This window comes from Agromyces sp. NPDC127015 (assembly GCF_042725165.1).
Lineage (GTDB): Bacteria > Actinomycetota > Actinomycetes > Actinomycetales > Microbacteriaceae > Agromyces > Agromyces chromiiresistens.
In genome coordinates this window covers 757878-773421 of record NZ_JBHXDI010000001.1, presented here as the reverse complement: position 1 = coordinate 773421, position 15544 = coordinate 757878, and the positions used below count along the sequence as shown (strand labels likewise).

The following is a 15544-nucleotide window of genomic DNA, read 5'->3' as shown; positions in this document are numbered from 1 at the left end:
GCTACTCGGCGCGAAGGGCCCGCCGCTCCTGCTCGAGCTCGACGAGCGCGCGCTGCAGTGCCGAGTACGTCGCCTGATCGGCCCGGTCGAGCCGCTGCAGGCGGCCGAGCAGCTCCGATTTCTGCCGTAGCAGCTCGCGGTCGACGAGCGCGCTGACGACGCCTTGCACATACGCCTCGAGCTCGGCGTCGCTGCGCTGCGGCACGGGCAGTACCGCGAGCTGCTGCACGACGCCGGCGAACGGCTGCGGCACCTCGGCGATGACCCGGTCGACGCGCACGACGGGGTCGGTGGAGCCGAGCACCGAGGCGATGCCGTCGCGCACGACGGCGAGCGTCGCGTCGCCGAAACGCGAGTCGACGGCATGGCGCAGCAGGTCGTCGCCCACGCGTTCGGGGAACTGCAGCATCACCTGCAGGGCGTCGCGCTCGAGCCTCGTCGACGGGTCGCGCGGCAGCGCGGTGATCGAGAACGGCCGGTCGTCGCCGTCGGTCGCGGCCACCCGGGGTGTGGATGCCTCGGCCCGCGCGGTCGCGCCGCGATCGCGGCCCGCAGCCGCGCGCACGGCGCGCGTCACCTCGCCGAGCTCCATGCCGAGCATGCGGGCGAGCTCTCGGGTGTAGCCGGGGCGGATCGACGCATCGCGGATGTCGGCGACGACCGGGGCCGCTGCGCGGAGCGCGCCGACCCGGCCCTCGACGGTCTCGAGATCGAAGCGGGCGAGCGTGTGCCGGATCACGAAGTCGAACATCGGGGTGCGCGACTCGACCAGGGCGCGCACGGCGGCGTCGCCGCGGGCGAGGCGCAGGTCGCACGGGTCGAGCCCGTCGGGGGCGACCGCGACGAAGGTCTGGGCGGCGAACCGCTGCTCTTCGGCGAACGCGCGCATGGCCGCCTTCTGCCCAGCCTCGTCGCCGTCGAACGTGAAGACGACCTCGCCGACGCCAGAGTCGTCGAGCACGCGCCGCAGCACCTTGATGTGATCGACGCCGAACGACGTGCCGCACGTCGCGATCGCGGTCGTCACCCCGGCCAGGTGGCAGGCCATCACGTCGGTGTACCCCTCGACGACGACCACCCGTTGCGACCGGGAGATCTCCCGCTTGGCGAGGTCGAGTCCGTACAGCACCTGCGCCTTGTGGTAGACCGCGGTCTCGGGGGTGTTGAGGTACTTGGGGCCCTTGTCGTCGTCGAGCAGGCGCCGCGCACCGAAGCCGACGGTCTGCCCGGTGACGTCGCGGATGGGCCAGACGAGCCGGCCGCGGAACCGGTCGTAGACGCCGCGGTCGCCCTGCGACACGAGTCCGGCCGCCGCGAGCTCCTCGGTCGAGTACCCGCGACCGCGCAGGTGGTTCGTGAGCGAGTCCCAGCTCTTCGGCGCGAACCCGACGCCGAACCGTCGGGCCGCCTCGGCGTCGAAGCCGCGCTCGCCGAGGAACCGCCGCCCGATGTCGGCCGCCGGCTCCACCAGCTGCTCGACGAAGAACTCGGCGGCCGCCTGGTTCGCGGCGAGCAGTCGCGCCCGGTTGCCGTGGTCGGCGGCGGGCCCGCCGTCTTCGTAGTGCAGTTCGAAGCCGATGCGACCGGCGAGGCGTTCGACCGCCTCGGTGAACGACACGTGATCGATCTTCTGGAGGAAGCTGTAGACGTCGCCCGACTCGCCGCAGCCGAAGCAGTGGTAGTAACCGACGCCGGGCCGCACGTTGAAGCTCGGGCTGCGCTCGTCGTGGAACGGGCAGAGGCCCTTCAGCGAACCGACGCCGGCCGACTTGAGGCTCACGTGCTCGCCGATGATGTCGGCGATGTTCGTGCGGGCCTTCACCTCTTCGACATCGCTCTGTCGAATCCGGCCCGCCATGCTCACATCCTATTCGTCCTCGGTCGTCGTGGTTCCGTCGTCGTGCGCAATCAGTGCCGCACGAGCCGTTCGTGCCAGCTCAGCGCCGACTGGTCGGTCAGGCTCGCGACCTGGTCGACGACGACGCGCCTGCGCGCCTGGTCGTCGTCGGCGGCGGCCCAGTCTTCGGCGAAGCCGGCGTCGAGATGCCGGTCACCCGTCGCGTAGAGCACGTCGGCGAGCGACGCGAGCACCTCGCGCTGCTGCACGTAGATCGGCTGCCGGGTGTTGCGCGACATCACGAACGCCGCGACGATGCCCTTCAGCACGGCGATCTCGGCCTGGATCTCGCGCGGCACGACGACGTCGGCGTCGAAGCGGATGAGGCTCGCGAGCGGGAACGCGGAGCGCGTCGCCGCCGTCGCGGCGTGCGCGAAGCGGCCGATGAGCTGGCTCGTGAGGTTCTTGAGCCGTGACTGGTCGCGCCTGCTGCCCGACCACTCGTCGAGCCAGACGTCGAGCGAGTCGAGCCGGTCGAACGCGGCGATGAGCTCGTCGTGCGGGATCGCCCCGCCGATCCACTCGTACATCGACGAGACGAGCTCGTCGTGGTCGACCCGGGCGCCGAGCGCTTCGACGTCGATGTACCCGTTGACGATGGCGTCCTCGAAGTCGTGCACGGAGTAGGCGATGTCGTCGGAGAGGTCCATCACCTGCGCCTCGATGCAGAGGCGCCGCTCGGGCGCCCCGGCGCGCAGCCACTCGAACACGGCGACGTCGTCGTGGTAGAACCCGAACTTCTGCCGCCCCGACGGGTCGGCGACGCCCGACGCCTCCGGCCACGGGTACTTGCAGCTCGCGTCGAGACTCGCCCGGGTGAGGTTGAGGCCGTAGCTTCGGCCGTCGGCGCCGAACACCTTCGGCTCGAGCCGGGTGAGCAGCCGCAGCGTCTGCGCGTTGCCCTCGAACCCGCCGATGTCGGCGGCCCAGGTGTTGAGCGCCTTCTCGCCGTTGTGCCCGAACGGAGGGTGGCCGAGGTCGTGCGCGAGGCACGCCGTGTCGACGACGTCGGGGTCGAGGCCGAGGTTGTCGGCGAGTTCGCGGCCGATCTGGGCCACCTCGAGCGAGTGGGTCAGCCGGTTGCGTGCGAAGTCGATGCCGGCCGTCGGACTCAGCACCTGGGTCTTCGCGGCGAGGCGGCGCAGGGCGCTCGAATGCAGCAGGCGCGCCCGGTCGCGCGCGAAGTCGCTGCGCCGGGAGTAGTGCTCCTCGGGCAGCATCCGCTCGCTGTCGGCGGCCTCGTAGCCGCCGAAGAGTCGCGCCGCCATCTCAGCCGCCGCTCGTGTCGAGCTCGGCGTCGACGAGGGTCACCCGATCGTGGCCCTCGAGCTCCTGCGAGGCGAGCCAGCCGTCGGGCAACGACGGGTTCTTCGGCGTGCCGGCCCGACCGCGCGGGCCCTCGGCGCCCTCGCCCGGGTACGGCATCGTCCAGTCGAGCGTGCCGAGCAGGTCGTCGAGCATCGCGAGCGACTCGACGGTCGCGAGGCGGGCGCGCAGGTCGCCGCCGACCGGGTACCCCTTGAAGTACCAGGCGACGTGCTTGCGGATGTCGCGGCAGCCGCGTTCTTCGCTGTCGAAGAAGTCGGTCAGCAGCTCGGCGTGCCGCCGGAACGTCTGCGCGACCTGCCCGAGCGACGGCCGGAAGAGCGCGTCGTCGCCGTCGGCGAGCTCGCCGCGGAAGCCCGCCGCGAGATCGCCGAAGAGCCACGGGCGACCGAGGCATCCGCGCCCCACCACGACGCCGTCGCACCCGGTCTCGTCGACCATGCGCAGGGCGTCGCCCGCCGACCAGATGTCGCCGTTGCCGAGCACGGGCACGCTCGTGACCGTCTCTTTGAGCTTCGTGATCGCCGACCAGTCGGCCTGGCCCGAGTAGAACTCGGCCGCGGTGCGCGCGTGCAGGGCGACGGCCGCGACGCCGGCGCCCTCGGCGATGCGGCCGGCCTCGAGGTAGGTCAGGTGGTCGGAGTCGATGCCCTTGCGCATCTTCACTGTGAGCGGGGTGTCGCCCGCCGCTTTCACCGCGCCTTCGACGATGTCGCGGAAGAGCCCGCTCTTCCACGGCAGGGCGGCACCGCCGCCCTTGCGGGTCACCTTCGGCACGGGGCACCCGAAGTTGAGGTCGATGTGGTCGGCCCGGTCTTCGGCGACGAGCATGGTGACCGCCTCGGCGACCGTCTTGGGATCGACGCCGTACAGCTGGATCGACCGCGGCGTCTCGGACTCGTGGTGCGTGATGAGCCGCATCGACTCGGGCGTGCGCTCGACGAGCGCGCGCGACGTGATCATCTCGGAGACGTAGAGGCCGGCGCCGAACTCGCGGCAGAGCCGCCGGAACGCGGTGTTCGTGATGCCGGCCATCGGCGCGAGCACGACGGGCACGTCGAGCTCGAGGTCGCCGATCGTGAGCGGACCGCGGGTGAGGGTGGTGGAAGACATCACCGACGATTCTCCCAGAGTTCTGCGCCGCCTCGCCCGCCGCGCCCGTGCGAGCCTAGGATTTCGAACAGACGAGCCACTGGGGAGGACGAGATGGCGGAACTCACGGGCGCCGAACGGGTGCGTGCCGACGCCGAGGCGCGCGGCCTCGAGGTCGAGATCATCGAGCGGCCCGCCGCGCGCAGCCTCGAGGAGGCGGCGGAGCTCATGGGCATCTCCCCCGGCGACATCGTGAAGTCGCTCGTCGTCAAGCGCAGCGACGGCAGCTTTCTGTTCGCGCTCGTGCCCGGCGGCCGCAAGATCAGCTGGCCGAAGCTGCGCGCCCTCGTCGGCGTCAACAAGCTGCAGCTGCCCGACGCGTCGCTCGCGCTCGCCGCGACGGGCTACGAGCGCGGCACCATCACCCCCCTCGGCTCGACCACCCCGTGGCCCGTGTACGTCGACGAGTCGGTCGCGGGCCGCCGCGTGTCGATGGGCGCCGGCGAGCACGGGCGGAGCCTCTTCGTCGATGCCGACGCCCTCATCGCCGCGTTCGATGCGACGGTCGCCGACCTCAGCGACCCCGAGTAACCGCCGTCGGCCATCGGCGGTGGCCGAACGGCGCGCACCGCGGTGGTCGAGGGGCGACGTGTGCCGAGCCCCGCCCGCGGGAATACCCCCTCCATCCGATGCGTTCGCATCCATCGTGAGTACTCCCATCAAGATCGACATCTGGTCCGACATCGCCTGCCCCTGGTGCTACATCGGCAAGCGCCACCTCGAAGCCGGCCTCGCCTCGCTCGGCGACGACGCGCCCGACGTCGAGATCGAGTACCACTCGTTCGAGCTCGCCCCCGACACGCCCGTCGACTTCGAAGGCAGCGAGGTCGACTTCCTCGCGAAGCACAAGGGCCTGCCGACCGAGCGCGTGCAGCAGATGCTGCAGCACGTCACCGGCGTCGCCGCGAACGCCGGCCTCGACTACGATTTCGACGCGCTCAAGCACACCAAGACGCTGAAGGCCCACGAGCTGCTGCACTTCGCGAAGTCGCAGGGTCGCCAGCTCGAGCTCTCCGAGATCCTCTTCAAGGCCTACTTCACCGACGGCCGCCACGTCGGCCGCGTCGACGAGCTCGTCGAGCTGGCCGCAGAAGCGGGTCTCGACGCCGACGCCGCGCGCGCGGCCCTCGAGTCGGGCCGCTACGCCGCCGACGTGCAGGCCGACATCGCCCAGGCGGGCGCCTACGGCATCAACGGCGTGCCGTTCTTCGTCTTCGAGGGCAAGTACGGCGTCTCGGGCGCACAGCCCTCCGAGGTCTTCGGCCAGGTGCTCACCCAGGTCGCGGGCGAGCGCGACGGCGCCGCCGCGTGAGCGTCGAGATCGAGGCGGATGCCACGGGAGCGGCGCCGCTCGCAGCGCCGGCGCAGGTCTTCCCGTCGGAGTCGCCTTCGGCCGAGGCATCCTCGCCCTTCACCATGGTGACCGGCGCCGCCGGGGCCATGGTCTGCGAGGGCGACGTCTGCTACGTTCCGGGGCTCTCCGCCGAGTAGTCCGAGTCGCTCGGCGCTCGTTACAGTGGTCGGATGCCGGACTCCCCCGCCGTACCGCGACGCATCCTCGTGGCCGGGGCGAGCGGCGCGGGCAAGTCGACGCTCGCACGACGCATCGCCGAGGCATCCGGTCTGCCCTACCAGGAGATCGATGCGCTGTTCCACGGTCCAGACTGGACCGCGCGGCCGAGCTTCGCCGATGACGTCGACAGGTTCACGGCTCAAGCAGCGTGGGTGACCGAGTGGCAGTACGGGCCCGTGCGCGAGCTGCTCGCCGACCGGGCGCAGGTGCTCGTCTTCCTCGACTATGCGCGTCCGCTCGTGATGCGACGGGTCATCGTGCGCACGGTGCGTCGCCGGCTGCGCCGCGAGGAGCTCTGGAACGGCAACACCGAGGGACCCTTGCGCACGTTCTTCACCGACCCCGAGCACATCGTGCGCTGGGCGTGGTCGACGCACGCCACTCGGGGCGCCCTCGTCGACGAGGCCGCAGCGCGGCGACCGCACCTCGAAGTGGTGCGCCTCCAGCGCCCGCGCGATGCCGAGGCATGGCTGGAGAAGACCTTCCGTTCTGCGCAGTAGCGATATATCGTTGAGTATCGTTCGCATGTCGCGGGAGGTCATCATGAATGGGAATCGTTCGACCGGCGGATTCGGCGGCCAGGGGTTCGGCGGAGCCGGAAACCCGGGCGCGGCGCTCTGGGAGGCGATGGAGCAGCTGCGCTCCTCGTTCGAACAGCGCCCCGGAATGAAGCGGATGTCGCGCGGCGACGTTCGCGCGGCCGTGCTGGCGCTCCTCTCCGAGCAGCCGATGCACGGCTACCAGATCATGCAGGAGATCGAGGAGCGCAGCGGCGGCTCGTGGAAGCCGAGCGCCGGTTCCGTGTACCCGACGTTGCAGCTCCTCGCCGACGAGGGCCTGATCACCGCCTCCGAGCTGCAGGGGCGCAAGACCTACTCGCTCACGGAAGCCGGCCGTGCCGAGGCGGCGGCCGCCGCCGACCGCCCGGCACCGTGGGAGTCGCCCACCGTCCACGGGGGCGCCCACCGGGCCCTCTCGAAGGCGGGTGTCGAACTCGCCGCCGCCGCCGCGCAGGTCGGCCGGAGCGGGTCGCCCGAGCAGATCCAACAGGCGGTGACGGCGCTCGACGAGACGCGGCGCCGCCTCTACGCGATCCTGGCCGAGGGCTGATCGGGTGCCGGCCGGGATGCCGTGTCCTCCGCAACGCGAGAGGATGACGGCATGACCGACGGTGCCCACCGCGCCCGCTCCCGCCGCATCCTCGGGTTCGCCGCGCGCCAGCTCGTGCAGCTCTGGTGGTACGAGCTCGTGCTGCCCAAGATCGGCCTCTCGAGCGTCGCCGATCGCACGCGCGAGCGGCGGATGCGCCGGCTGGCCGAACGGTTCCGCACGCTCGCCGTCGAACTCGGCGGACTCATGATCAAGGTCGGGCAGTTCCTCTCCTCGCGGCTCGACGTGCTGCCGCCCGAGATCACCTCCGAGCTCGAGGGCCTGCAGGACGAGGTGCCGCCCGTGCCGTTCCCGGCGATCCGCGAGCTCGCCGAGGCCGAGCTCGGGTCGCCGCTCGACCGCGTCTACGCATGGTTCGACGAGGCGCCCGTCGCGGCGGCCTCCCTCGGACAGGCGCACCGGGCGCGGCTCTCCCCCGTCGACGCTGAAGAGACCGGGCTCGACGAGGTCGTCGTGAAGGTGCAGCGTCCCGGCATCGAGCAGATCGTCGGCGTCGACCTCGCCGCGCTGCGTCGCATCGCGGGCTGGCTCCGGCGCGTACGCGTCGTCTCCGAGCACGTCGATGCGCCTGCGCTCGTCGAGGAGTTCGCGCAGACGAGCCTCGAGGAGATCGACTACCTGCACGAGGCGCAGAACGCCGAGCGCTTCGCCGAGTCGTTCGCGGGCGACCCGCGGGTCGACGCGCCCGCCGTGGTGTGGGAGCGAACCACCCGGCGCGTGCTGACCCTCGAAGATGTCACCGCGATCAAGATCAACGACGTCGAGGCGCTGCGCGCCGCCGGGATCCCTCCTGCCGAGGTGGCCCGCGTGTTCGCGGAGGTGATGTTCGACCAGGTGTTCACCCACGCCTTCGTGCACGCCGACCCGCACCCCGGCAACATCTTCGTCACTCCGCTCGCCGACGGCGACGACGGCGCGCGCGAACTCGGGGAGCGAGGCATCCCGTGGCGTCTCACCTTCGTCGACTTCGGCATGATGGCCGAGGTGCCCGCCGAGCTGCGAGCCGGGCTGCGGATGCTCGTGATCGCGGTCGCCGGACGCGACGGTCGCGCGATGATCGAGGCCGCGCACGAGATCGGAGTGCTCATGCCCTCGGCCGACACGGCCGAGCTGGAGCGGGCGCTCACGCAGCTCTTCGAGCGCTTCGGCGGTATGGGCTTCGCACAGCTCAAGCAGGTCGATCCGCGCGAGTTCCGCGACTTCGGCGTCGAGTTCGGCGACGTCGTGCGCTCGCTCCCGCTGCAGCTGCCCGAGCACCTGCTGCTGCTGATCCGCGCGATGGCACTCACCTCGGGCATGTGCAGCGGGCTCGACCCCGAGTTCAACGTCTGGGACGCGGTCGAGCCGTACGCGTCGCAGTTGCTGCAGGAGGAGGGCGGCAACCTCGTCGAGGACCTCACCGGGCAGGCACTCTCGAGCGCCCGCCTGCTCTGGGGGATGCCGCAGCGCGTCGACGCCCTCATCACGAAGGCCGACCAGGGCCGCATGTCGTTCGACACCTCGCGCCTCGAGCGACGGCTCGACCGGGTCGAGGGCGTCGCCCGCCGAGTCGTGTCGGCCGTGCTGTTCGCCGCGCTGCTCATCGGCGGGGCGCTGCTCACGGCGTCGAACCCCGCCCTCGGCACGACGCTCGTCGCGCTGTCGGTGCTGCCGCTGCTGCACGCCCTGTTCGCGGGTGTCGTCGGGCGGATCCGGCGGCGATAGCGGTCAGCCGCTGACCGTCGGCGCGTCGACCGCCCCGCCGAACCGGCGGTTGCGCCGCGCGTAGATCTCGATCGCATCCCACAGCTGGGTGCGCGAGAAGTCGGGCCACAGCGTGTCGAGGAACACCATCTCGGCGTACGCCGACTGCCAGAGCAGGAAGTTCGAGGTGCGCTGCTCCCCCGACGATCGCACGAACAGGTCGACGTCGGGCATGTCGGGCTGGTAGAGCCGCTTCGCGATCTGCTTCTCGCTCACCGCCGACGGCCGCAGCCGACCGGCAGCGACGTCATCGGCGATCCGCCGCACCGCGTCGGTGATCTCGTTGCGACCGCCGTAGTTCACGCACATGGTCAGCGTCAGCACGTCGTTGCCGGCCGTGAGCCGCTCGGCGAACTGCAGTTCCTCGATGACCGACTTCCACAGCCGCGGCTTGCGCCCGGCCCAGCGGATGCGCACCCCCCACTCGTTGAGCTGGTCGCGACGGCGGTGCAGCACGTCTCGGTTGTAGCCCATGAGGAAGCGCACCTCGTCGGGCGACCGCTTCCAGTTCTCGGTCGAGAACGCGTACACCGACAGGTGCTTCACACCCGCCTGGATCGCCCCCGCAACGACGTCGAGGAGCGCGGCCTCGCCGGCCTTGTGACCCTCGATGCGGGTGAGGCCGCGCTGGTTCGCCCAGCGCCCGTTGCCGTCCATGACGATTGCGACGTGGCCGGGCACCGCCCCCTTCGGGAACGCCGGCGGGTGGATGCCCGTCCAGTCGATCGGCCGGTAGGGCACGGCGTCGCGGTGGGTGTACGGCTTGGGACTCACGTGGTGGCCATTCCTGGTTCGGCGGGTCGGGTGGGGCGGTCGTGCGGTTCGGTCGCGTCGTGCGGGGCGACGCGAGGTGCCGGCGCGGATGCCTCGCGGCTGACGTGCGGCAACGAGCGGAGACCCCGCTCGAGATGCCACTGCGTGTACGCGGCGACGATGCCCGACGCCTGGTTGCGGTCGCGCTCGGGTGCGGCCTCGGCCACCGTCCAGTCGCCCGACAGCAGCGCCCCGAGCAGTTCGACCGTCGAGCGCGCGATGCGCGGCGTGCCGGGCGGGGCGCACTCGTCGTCGCAGACGACGCCGCCGAGCTGCACCACGACGGCGGTGTGCTCGCCGGGCCGCCCGCAGCGCGAGCAGTCGCCGAAGCTCGGCGCCCAGCCGGCGAGGGCGAGCGCGCGCAGCAGGTACGAGTCGAGGGTGAGCGCGGGGCCGTGCTCGCGCCGCGCGAGCGAGCGGAGTGCGCCGACCAGCAGCAAGTACTGCTGCAGCGAGCCCTCGGCCTCGGTGAGCTTGTCGGCCGTTTCGACCATTGCGTTCGCCGCGGTGTACGCCGCATAGTCCTGCGAGATGTCGGCCCCGTACGAGCCGAGCGACTCGGCCTGCGTCACGACGTCGAGGCTGCGACCCTCGTAGAGCTGCAGGTCGGCCACCATGAACGGCTCGAGCCTCGCGCCGAACTTCGAGCCGGTGCGGCGCACCCCCTTCGCGACGGCGCGCACCTTGCCGTGCTGCCGGGTCAGCAGGGTGACGATGCGGTCGGCCTCGCCCAGCTTGTGGGTGCGCAGCACGACGGCTTCATCTCGGTACACGGGCACACGTCGATTCTCCCATCACTGCGGGGCGCGGCATCCGTGATTCACTGTGATCGTGGAAACCGCCCAGTTCACCATTCCCCTGTGGCTCGACCTCACCGCGGTCGGGCTCGGCGGCGTGCAGGGGGCCCTGTTCGCCTCCGGCTTCCGCGGCGAACGACGCCTCGACCTGCTCGGCGTCGCGATCGTCGGCATCGTCATGGGCTTCGGCGGCGGAGCCATCAGGGACCTGCTGCTGAACGTGCCGATCGGCGCCCTCCAGAACAACTGGTACCTGGTGACCGCGGTGGCGGCGTCCCTCGTCGGCATGCTGCTCGCGGCCCCGTTGCAACGACTCAACGGCGTCATCGTCGGGCTCGACGCGATCGTGATCGGCATGTTCGGCGCGTTCGGCACGTCGAAGGCGCTCGGGCTCGGCCTGCCGCTGCTTCCCGCCGTGTTCGTGGGCGTCGCCGCCGCGGTCGGCGGCGGCATCCTGCGCGACATGCTCATGAGCCTGCCGGTGGCGATCATGCACGTCGGCTCGCTGTACGCGGTCGCCGCGGCTGCGGGATGCCTCGTGCTCGCGGTGCTCGACGTGTTCGGAGTACCGCTCTTCATCGGCGGCATCGTCTGCGTGGTCGTCACGAGCGTGATCCGTTGGCTCGCAGTGGTCTTCGACCTCTCGCTGCCCGAGCAGCGGATGCTCTACCGCCGCAAGGTCGCGACCGAGACGGGCGTGATGCCCGTCATCCACCGCTGACCGCGAGCACCGCACCCGGGCACGCCCCGGGGGTCGTTCTCGGCCGGAACCGGATGCCTCGAGGCATCCGGGCGGCGGAGAACGACCCCCGGAACGACTGGCACGGACCTCAGACGGCGGCGAGCTCGGGCTCGGGCTCGACCACGGTCGTGCGCAGCGCGCGGTTCACGGCCGAGACGACCGCCTTGAGCGATGCGGTCGAGATGTCGGCGTCGATGCCGACGCCCCACAGCACGCGCCCGGCGACCTCGAGCTCGACGTAGGCGGCCGCCTGCGCGTCGCCGCCGGCCGAGAGCGTGTGCTCGACGTAGTCGCGCAGCTTCACATCGACGCCTTCGGCGCCCAGCACGTTGAGGAACGCCGAGATCGGGCCGTTGCCGCTCGCGTCGGCGTCGACTCGCTCGTCGCCGTCGCGAAGGCCGACCCGCACGTTCACGACGCCCTCGAGGGCGCTCTCGGTGCGGAGGCCCAGCAGCTCGAACCGGCCCCACTTCTCGTCGGGACGGTCGGCCGGCGCCGGCAGGTACTCGTCGTTGAAGATGCGCCAGATGTCGTCGCTCGACACCTCGCCGCCCTCGGCATCGGTCTTCGCCTGGACGACGCCCGAGAACTCGATCTGCAGTCGGCGCGGCAGGTCGAGCGCGTGGTCGGTCTTCAGCAGGTAGGCGACGCCGCCCTTGCCCGACTGCGAGTTGACCCGGATGACGGCCTCATAGCTGCGCCCCAGGTCTTTCGGGTCGACCGGCAGGTACGGCACGGCCCATTCGAGGTCGTCGACGGCGACGCCCGTCTCAGCCGCCTTCGCCTCCATCGACTCGAAGCCCTTCTTGATCGCGTCCTGGTGCGATCCCGAGAACGCGGTGTAGACGAGATCGCCCGCCCACGGGCTGCGCTCGTGCACGCGCAGCTGGTTGCAGTACTCGGCGGTGCGCTTGATGTGGTCGAGGTCGCTGAAGTCGATCTGCGGGTCGATGCCCTGCGTGAACAGGTTGATGCCGAGTGCGACGAGGTCGACGTTGCCGGTGCGCTCGCCGTTGCCGAACAGGCACCCCTCGATGCGGTCGGCGCCCGCCATGTAGCCGAGCTCGGCCGCGGCGATCGCGGTGCCGCGGTCGTTGTGCGGGTGCAGCGACAGGATCACGTTCTCGCGGTGGGCGAGGTGCCGGCTCATCCACTCGATCGAGTCGGCGTACACGTTCGGCGTGGCCATCTCGACCGTGGCGGGCAGGTTGATGATGACCTTGCGGTCGGGGGTGGGCTCGAAGACCTCGAGCACCTGGTTGCACACGTCGACCGCGAACTCCAGCTCGGTACCCGTGTAGCTCTCGGGCGAGTACTCGTAGTAGACGGCCGTGCCGGGAATCGTGCGCTCCATCTCACGGCACTTGCGCGCGCCGTGCAGGGCGATGTCGATGATGCCCTGCTGGTCGGTGCGGAAGACGACCTCGCGCTGCAGGATGCTCGTCGAGTTGTAGAGGTGCACGATCGCCTGCTTCGCACCCGCGATCGCCTCGTAGGTGCGCTCGATCAGGTGGTCGCGCGCCTGCGTCAGCACCTGGATGGTGACGTCGTCGGGGATCGCGCCGTCGTCGATGAGCTGGCGCACGAAGTCGAAGTCGGTCTGGCTCGCGCTCGGGAAGCCGACCTCGATCTCCTTGTAGCCCATGCTCACGAGCAGCTCGAACATGATGCGCTTGCGCTCGGGGCTCATCGGGTCGATGAGCGCCTGGTTGCCGTCGCGCAGGTCGACGGCGCACCAACGGGGTGCGACCTCGATGCGCTTCGACGGCCACGTGCGGTCGGGCAGCTCGACGGAGATCTGCTCGTGGAAGGGGCGGTACCGATGGACGGGCATCGCCGAGGGCTTCTGGTTGTTCTGCATGGGGTGCTCTTCTCGCTTTTCGGATCGAATCAGCCGACGACGAACTCCGCAGCGAGGGAGGCCTGGGAACTAGGACTCGCTGCGGCAGCTAAGGAGAAGCAGGCCGTGAAGCACGCGACAAGGCTAACACCCGCGCGCCGGGCGCGCACGCGTGTGACGTCGCGCGAGCCCCGGCGGGCGTCGCCGGGCGGCGCGGCGAAGCGGGCGGATGCCTCCCCCGAGGCATCCGCCCGCCCTTCCCACCTCCTCGCGACGCCCCTATTCGACCGCGAGGGCTGCGACCGGCGACACGCGCATCGCGCGACGCGCCGGAGCGATGGACGCGGCGAGCGTGAGCACGCCCGCTGCGACGATGAGCGCGCCGATCATGACCCACGGGATGCCGGGGAAGACGAACACCGGCTGACCCTGCGCGCCGCCGAGCAGCGCCTGGGCGCCCGCCCAGCCGTACCCGAAGCCGAGCACGAGGCCCGTGAGCGTCGCAGCGACGGTGAGGGCCGCACTCTCGACGACGATCATGCGTCGCAGCTGCCGCCGGTCGAAGCCGAGCGCGCGCAGCAGGCCGAGCTCCCTGGAGCGCTGCAGCACGCTGAGCGACAGGGTGTTGACCATGCCGATCGCCGCGATGAGCGCGCTGAAGCCGATGAGCACCGTGAAGACCGCGATCGTCGCGTTCAGCATCGGCTCGATGCCGGCGAACACCTCGGGCTGCGCCTTCTGGGCGGCGAGGATCATCGCGCGGTACGACTCCATCGTGACCGAGAACGTCGTGATGAGCGTGACGCCGATGACGAGGCCGATCGTCATGCGCGAGCTGCGCTCGGGGTTGCGCACCGCGTTCTCGGCGGCGAGGCGTGCGGCGGGCGAGCGACCGAACAGACGCCCGACGAGCCGCAGCACGGGCGGCATGACGACGTCGGCGCCGAGCACGACGCCCGTGAACGACACGGCGCCGCCGACCATGCCGATGAGCACACCCTCCGGCCGGGTGAGCCCCACGACGACGCCCACCGCGAGCAGGGCCACCCCCACGACGACGAGCACCGCCGCCGTGATGTTGCGGCCGCGGCGACGGCCGACGGCCTCCTGGCTCTGCGGGTTCGCGTTGCCGATCGCCTCGGCCGGGCGCACCTTGAGCACCCGCCGCGACCCGACCCACGACGCCACCCAGGTCGTGAGGGCGACGGCGATCGCCGGCAGCACGACCGAGACGTTGAGGTAGTCGTACTCGGTCTGGGGCAGCATCCCGCTCGCGACCGCGGAACGGGCGAGGCCGTACGCCGATGCCGTGCCGAGCAGGATGCCGATCGCCGCACCCGCGAAGCCGATGACGAGCCCTTCCTTCGCGATCTGGGCGCGCTGGGCGCGTGCGCTCGAGCCGATGAGACGAAGGAGCGCGATCACGCGAGTGCGTCCCGCGACGACCGTCGCGACCGTGTTCGTGGTGACGATCGCGCTCACGTACACGGCGATGACGATGAACACCGTCGCGAGCACGCTGAGCATGAGTGCGACGGTGTCGCTCTCGCCCGTGACGTCGTCCGCCCGGATCGCCGCGGCCAGGAGGCCGGTCACCTGCAGGAGCAGCACGCCGAACGTGCCGGCGATCGTCGCGACCACGAGCGTCGGCCACTGGTCCCGGAATCGCGTGCGCATCAGGAGGCCAGTTCCATCGAGAGCATGAATGCCGAGATCTCCTCGGGCGTCGACCGGCCGGAATCGCGTACGATACGGCCGTCGGCGAGGAAGAGGATGCGGTCGGCGTGGCTCGCGGCGACCGGGTCGTGCGTCACCATCGCGATGGACTGGCCGTAGGTCGCACTCGCCGCCGCGAGGAGCCCGAGCACCTCGCGGCCGGTGCGCGAGTCGAGGTTGCCCGTGGGTTCGTCGGCGAAGACGAGATCGGGGCGCGTCGCGAGCGCCCTGGCGATCGCCACGCGCTGCTGCTGGCCGCCGGAGAGCTCGTGCGGGCGGTGCGTCAGCCGATCACCGAGGCCGAGGGTGGCGAAGAGCTCGTCGGTCCACTCCTGCTCGTCCTTCGTCGGGCGCCGGCCGTCGAGCTCGAACGGCAGCAGCACGTTGCCGCGGACGTCGAGCGTCGGCACGAGGTTGAACGACTGGAACACGAACCCGATGCGGCGACGGCGCAGCACCGTCAGGGCCGAGTCGCCGAGCTCGGTGATGTCGGTGTCGCCGAGCCAGACGCGCCCCGCGCTCGGCGAGTCGAGGCCGGCCATGATGTGCATGAGGGTCGACTTGCCGGAGCCGCTCGGCCCCATGATCGCGGTGAACTCGCCGCGACGGAGACCGAGCGAGACGTCGTCGAGGGCGGTGACGGTGCCGGCGCCCTGCCCGTAGCGCTTGACGAGGCCGGCGACGCGGGCGATGAGACCGAGGTCGGAGGGTTGGATCTGCATGTCTTCGACGCTACGGATGCCCGGGGGCTGCCTCGTCCGGCTGCAGTCGCGCC

General features: G+C 71.1%; 15 protein-coding genes. 7 read left to right on the top strand and 8 right to left on the bottom strand.

From position 1 onward, the window contains the following. Window position 1: 1 nt before the first annotated feature. Genes dnaG through dusB form a run of 3 tightly spaced genes read right to left on the bottom strand, consistent with a single transcriptional unit; the run spans window position 2 to window position 4336 of the window. Window positions 2-1858: a DNA primase gene (dnaG, locus tag ACFWGP_RS03600; RefSeq protein ID WP_376930138.1), complete on the bottom strand. Its 1857-nt coding sequence runs from the start codon at window positions 1856-1858 to the stop codon at window positions 2-4. A 50-nt stretch (window positions 1859-1908) separates the two neighbouring features. Beyond that, window positions 1909-3165, bottom strand: a complete 1257-nt coding sequence (locus ACFWGP_RS03595) for a deoxyguanosinetriphosphate triphosphohydrolase (RefSeq protein ID WP_231431138.1) — start codon at window positions 3163-3165, stop codon at window positions 1909-1911. Between the two features lies 1 nt (window position 3166). Further along, on the bottom strand, window positions 3167-4336 hold the full coding sequence (gene dusB, locus ACFWGP_RS03590; protein ID WP_231431139.1) for a tRNA dihydrouridine synthase DusB: 1170 nt from the start codon (window positions 4334-4336) through the stop codon (window positions 3167-3169). Window positions 4337-4429: 93 nt separating this feature from the next. On the opposite strand from dusB, the gene ACFWGP_RS03585 reads away from it, so the two are divergent. From ACFWGP_RS03585 to ACFWGP_RS03560, 6 genes are all read left to right on the top strand, one after another. Further along, the gene (locus ACFWGP_RS03585; RefSeq protein WP_275505857.1) at window positions 4430-4906 is read left to right on the top strand and encodes an aminoacyl-tRNA deacylase; all 477 of its coding nucleotides are present in this window, start codon (window positions 4430-4432) and stop codon (window positions 4904-4906) included. Between the two features lie 115 nt (window positions 4907-5021). After that, window positions 5022-5687, top strand: a complete 666-nt coding sequence (locus ACFWGP_RS03580; RefSeq protein ID WP_376930137.1) for a DsbA family protein — start codon at window positions 5022-5024, stop codon at window positions 5685-5687. After that, window positions 5684-5866 carry a hypothetical protein gene (locus ACFWGP_RS03575; protein ID WP_376930136.1) on the top strand — a complete coding sequence of 61 codons (183 nt, stop codon included), beginning with the start codon at window positions 5684-5686 and terminating at the stop codon, window positions 5864-5866. Before ACFWGP_RS03580 ends, ACFWGP_RS03575 begins: the two co-directional genes overlap by 4 nt. 33 nt (window positions 5867-5899) lie before the next feature. Then, window positions 5900-6448, top strand: coding sequence for an AAA family ATPase (locus ACFWGP_RS03570; protein WP_376930135.1), 549 nt, complete (start codon window positions 5900-5902; stop codon window positions 6446-6448). 43 nt (window positions 6449-6491) lie between these two features. Further along, the gene (locus ACFWGP_RS03565; RefSeq protein WP_376930134.1) at window positions 6492-7058 is read left to right on the top strand and encodes a PadR family transcriptional regulator; all 567 of its coding nucleotides are present in this window, start codon (window positions 6492-6494) and stop codon (window positions 7056-7058) included. 51 nt (window positions 7059-7109) lie between these two features. Next, window positions 7110-8822, top strand: a complete 1713-nt coding sequence (locus ACFWGP_RS03560) for an ABC1 kinase family protein (RefSeq protein WP_376930133.1) — start codon at window positions 7110-7112, stop codon at window positions 8820-8822. Window positions 8823-8825: 3 nt separating this feature from the next. Here the strand turns inward: ACFWGP_RS03560 and ACFWGP_RS03555 are convergent, their stop codons facing one another. Next, on the bottom strand, window positions 8826-9635 hold the full coding sequence (locus tag ACFWGP_RS03555) for an isoprenyl transferase (RefSeq protein WP_231431146.1): 810 nt from the start codon (window positions 9633-9635) through the stop codon (window positions 8826-8828). Then, window positions 9632-10453: a DNA repair protein RecO gene (recO, locus tag ACFWGP_RS03550; RefSeq protein ID WP_231431147.1), complete on the bottom strand. Its 822-nt coding sequence runs from the start codon at window positions 10451-10453 to the stop codon at window positions 9632-9634. Before recO ends, ACFWGP_RS03555 begins: the two co-directional genes overlap by 4 nt. A 52-nt stretch (window positions 10454-10505) precedes the next feature. On the opposite strand from recO, the gene ACFWGP_RS03545 reads away from it, so the two are divergent. Next, window positions 10506-11192 carry a trimeric intracellular cation channel family protein gene (locus ACFWGP_RS03545; RefSeq protein ID WP_231431148.1) on the top strand — a complete coding sequence of 229 codons (687 nt, stop codon included), beginning with the start codon at window positions 10506-10508 and terminating at the stop codon, window positions 11190-11192. A 109-nt stretch (window positions 11193-11301) separates the two neighbouring features. Here the strand turns inward: ACFWGP_RS03545 and leuA are convergent, their stop codons facing one another. The 3 genes from leuA to ACFWGP_RS03530 form a co-directional block, all read right to left on the bottom strand. Then, window positions 11302-13074: a 2-isopropylmalate synthase gene (leuA, locus tag ACFWGP_RS03540; RefSeq protein ID WP_376930132.1), complete on the bottom strand. Its 1773-nt coding sequence runs from the start codon at window positions 13072-13074 to the stop codon at window positions 11302-11304. A gap of 258 nt (window positions 13075-13332) precedes the next feature. Continuing rightward, on the bottom strand, window positions 13333-14730 hold the full coding sequence (locus ACFWGP_RS03535) for an FtsX-like permease family protein (protein ID WP_376930131.1): 1398 nt from the start codon (window positions 14728-14730) through the stop codon (window positions 13333-13335). Continuing rightward, entirely contained in the window at window positions 14730-15491 is a 762-nt protein-coding gene (locus ACFWGP_RS03530; RefSeq protein ID WP_231431151.1) for an ABC transporter ATP-binding protein, read from the bottom strand. Before ACFWGP_RS03530 ends, ACFWGP_RS03535 begins: the two co-directional genes overlap by 1 nt. Window positions 15492-15544 lie beyond the last annotated feature (53 nt).

What these genes read in the sequence shown, in the direction of transcription:
- ACFWGP_RS03585 (WP_275505857.1), top strand. Translation starts at nt 4,430, where the DNA reads ATGGCGGAACTCACGGGCGCCGAACGGGTGCGTGCCGACGCCGAGGCG.
- dusB (WP_231431139.1), bottom strand. Translation starts at nt 4,336, where the DNA reads ATGTCTTCCACCACCCTCACCCGCGGTCCGCTCACGATCGGCGACCTC.
- ACFWGP_RS03535 (WP_376930131.1), bottom strand. Translation starts at nt 14,730, where the DNA reads ATGCGCACGCGATTCCGGGACCAGTGGCCGACGCTCGTGGTCGCGACG.
- dnaG (WP_376930138.1), bottom strand. Translation starts at nt 1,858, where the DNA reads ATGGCGGGCCGGATTCGACAGAGCGATGTCGAAGAGGTGAAGGCCCGC.
- leuA (WP_376930132.1), bottom strand. Translation starts at nt 13,074, where the DNA reads ATGCAGAACAACCAGAAGCCCTCGGCGATGCCCGTCCATCGGTACCGC.
- ACFWGP_RS03595 (WP_231431138.1), bottom strand. Translation starts at nt 3,165, where the DNA reads ATGGCGGCGCGACTCTTCGGCGGCTACGAGGCCGCCGACAGCGAGCGG.
- ACFWGP_RS03565 (WP_376930134.1), top strand. Translation starts at nt 6,492, where the DNA reads ATGAATGGGAATCGTTCGACCGGCGGATTCGGCGGCCAGGGGTTCGGC.
- ACFWGP_RS03570 (WP_376930135.1), top strand. Translation starts at nt 5,900, where the DNA reads ATGCCGGACTCCCCCGCCGTACCGCGACGCATCCTCGTGGCCGGGGCG.
- ACFWGP_RS03560 (WP_376930133.1), top strand. Translation starts at nt 7,110, where the DNA reads ATGACCGACGGTGCCCACCGCGCCCGCTCCCGCCGCATCCTCGGGTTC.
- ACFWGP_RS03530 (WP_231431151.1), bottom strand. Translation starts at nt 15,491, where the DNA reads ATGCAGATCCAACCCTCCGACCTCGGTCTCATCGCCCGCGTCGCCGGC.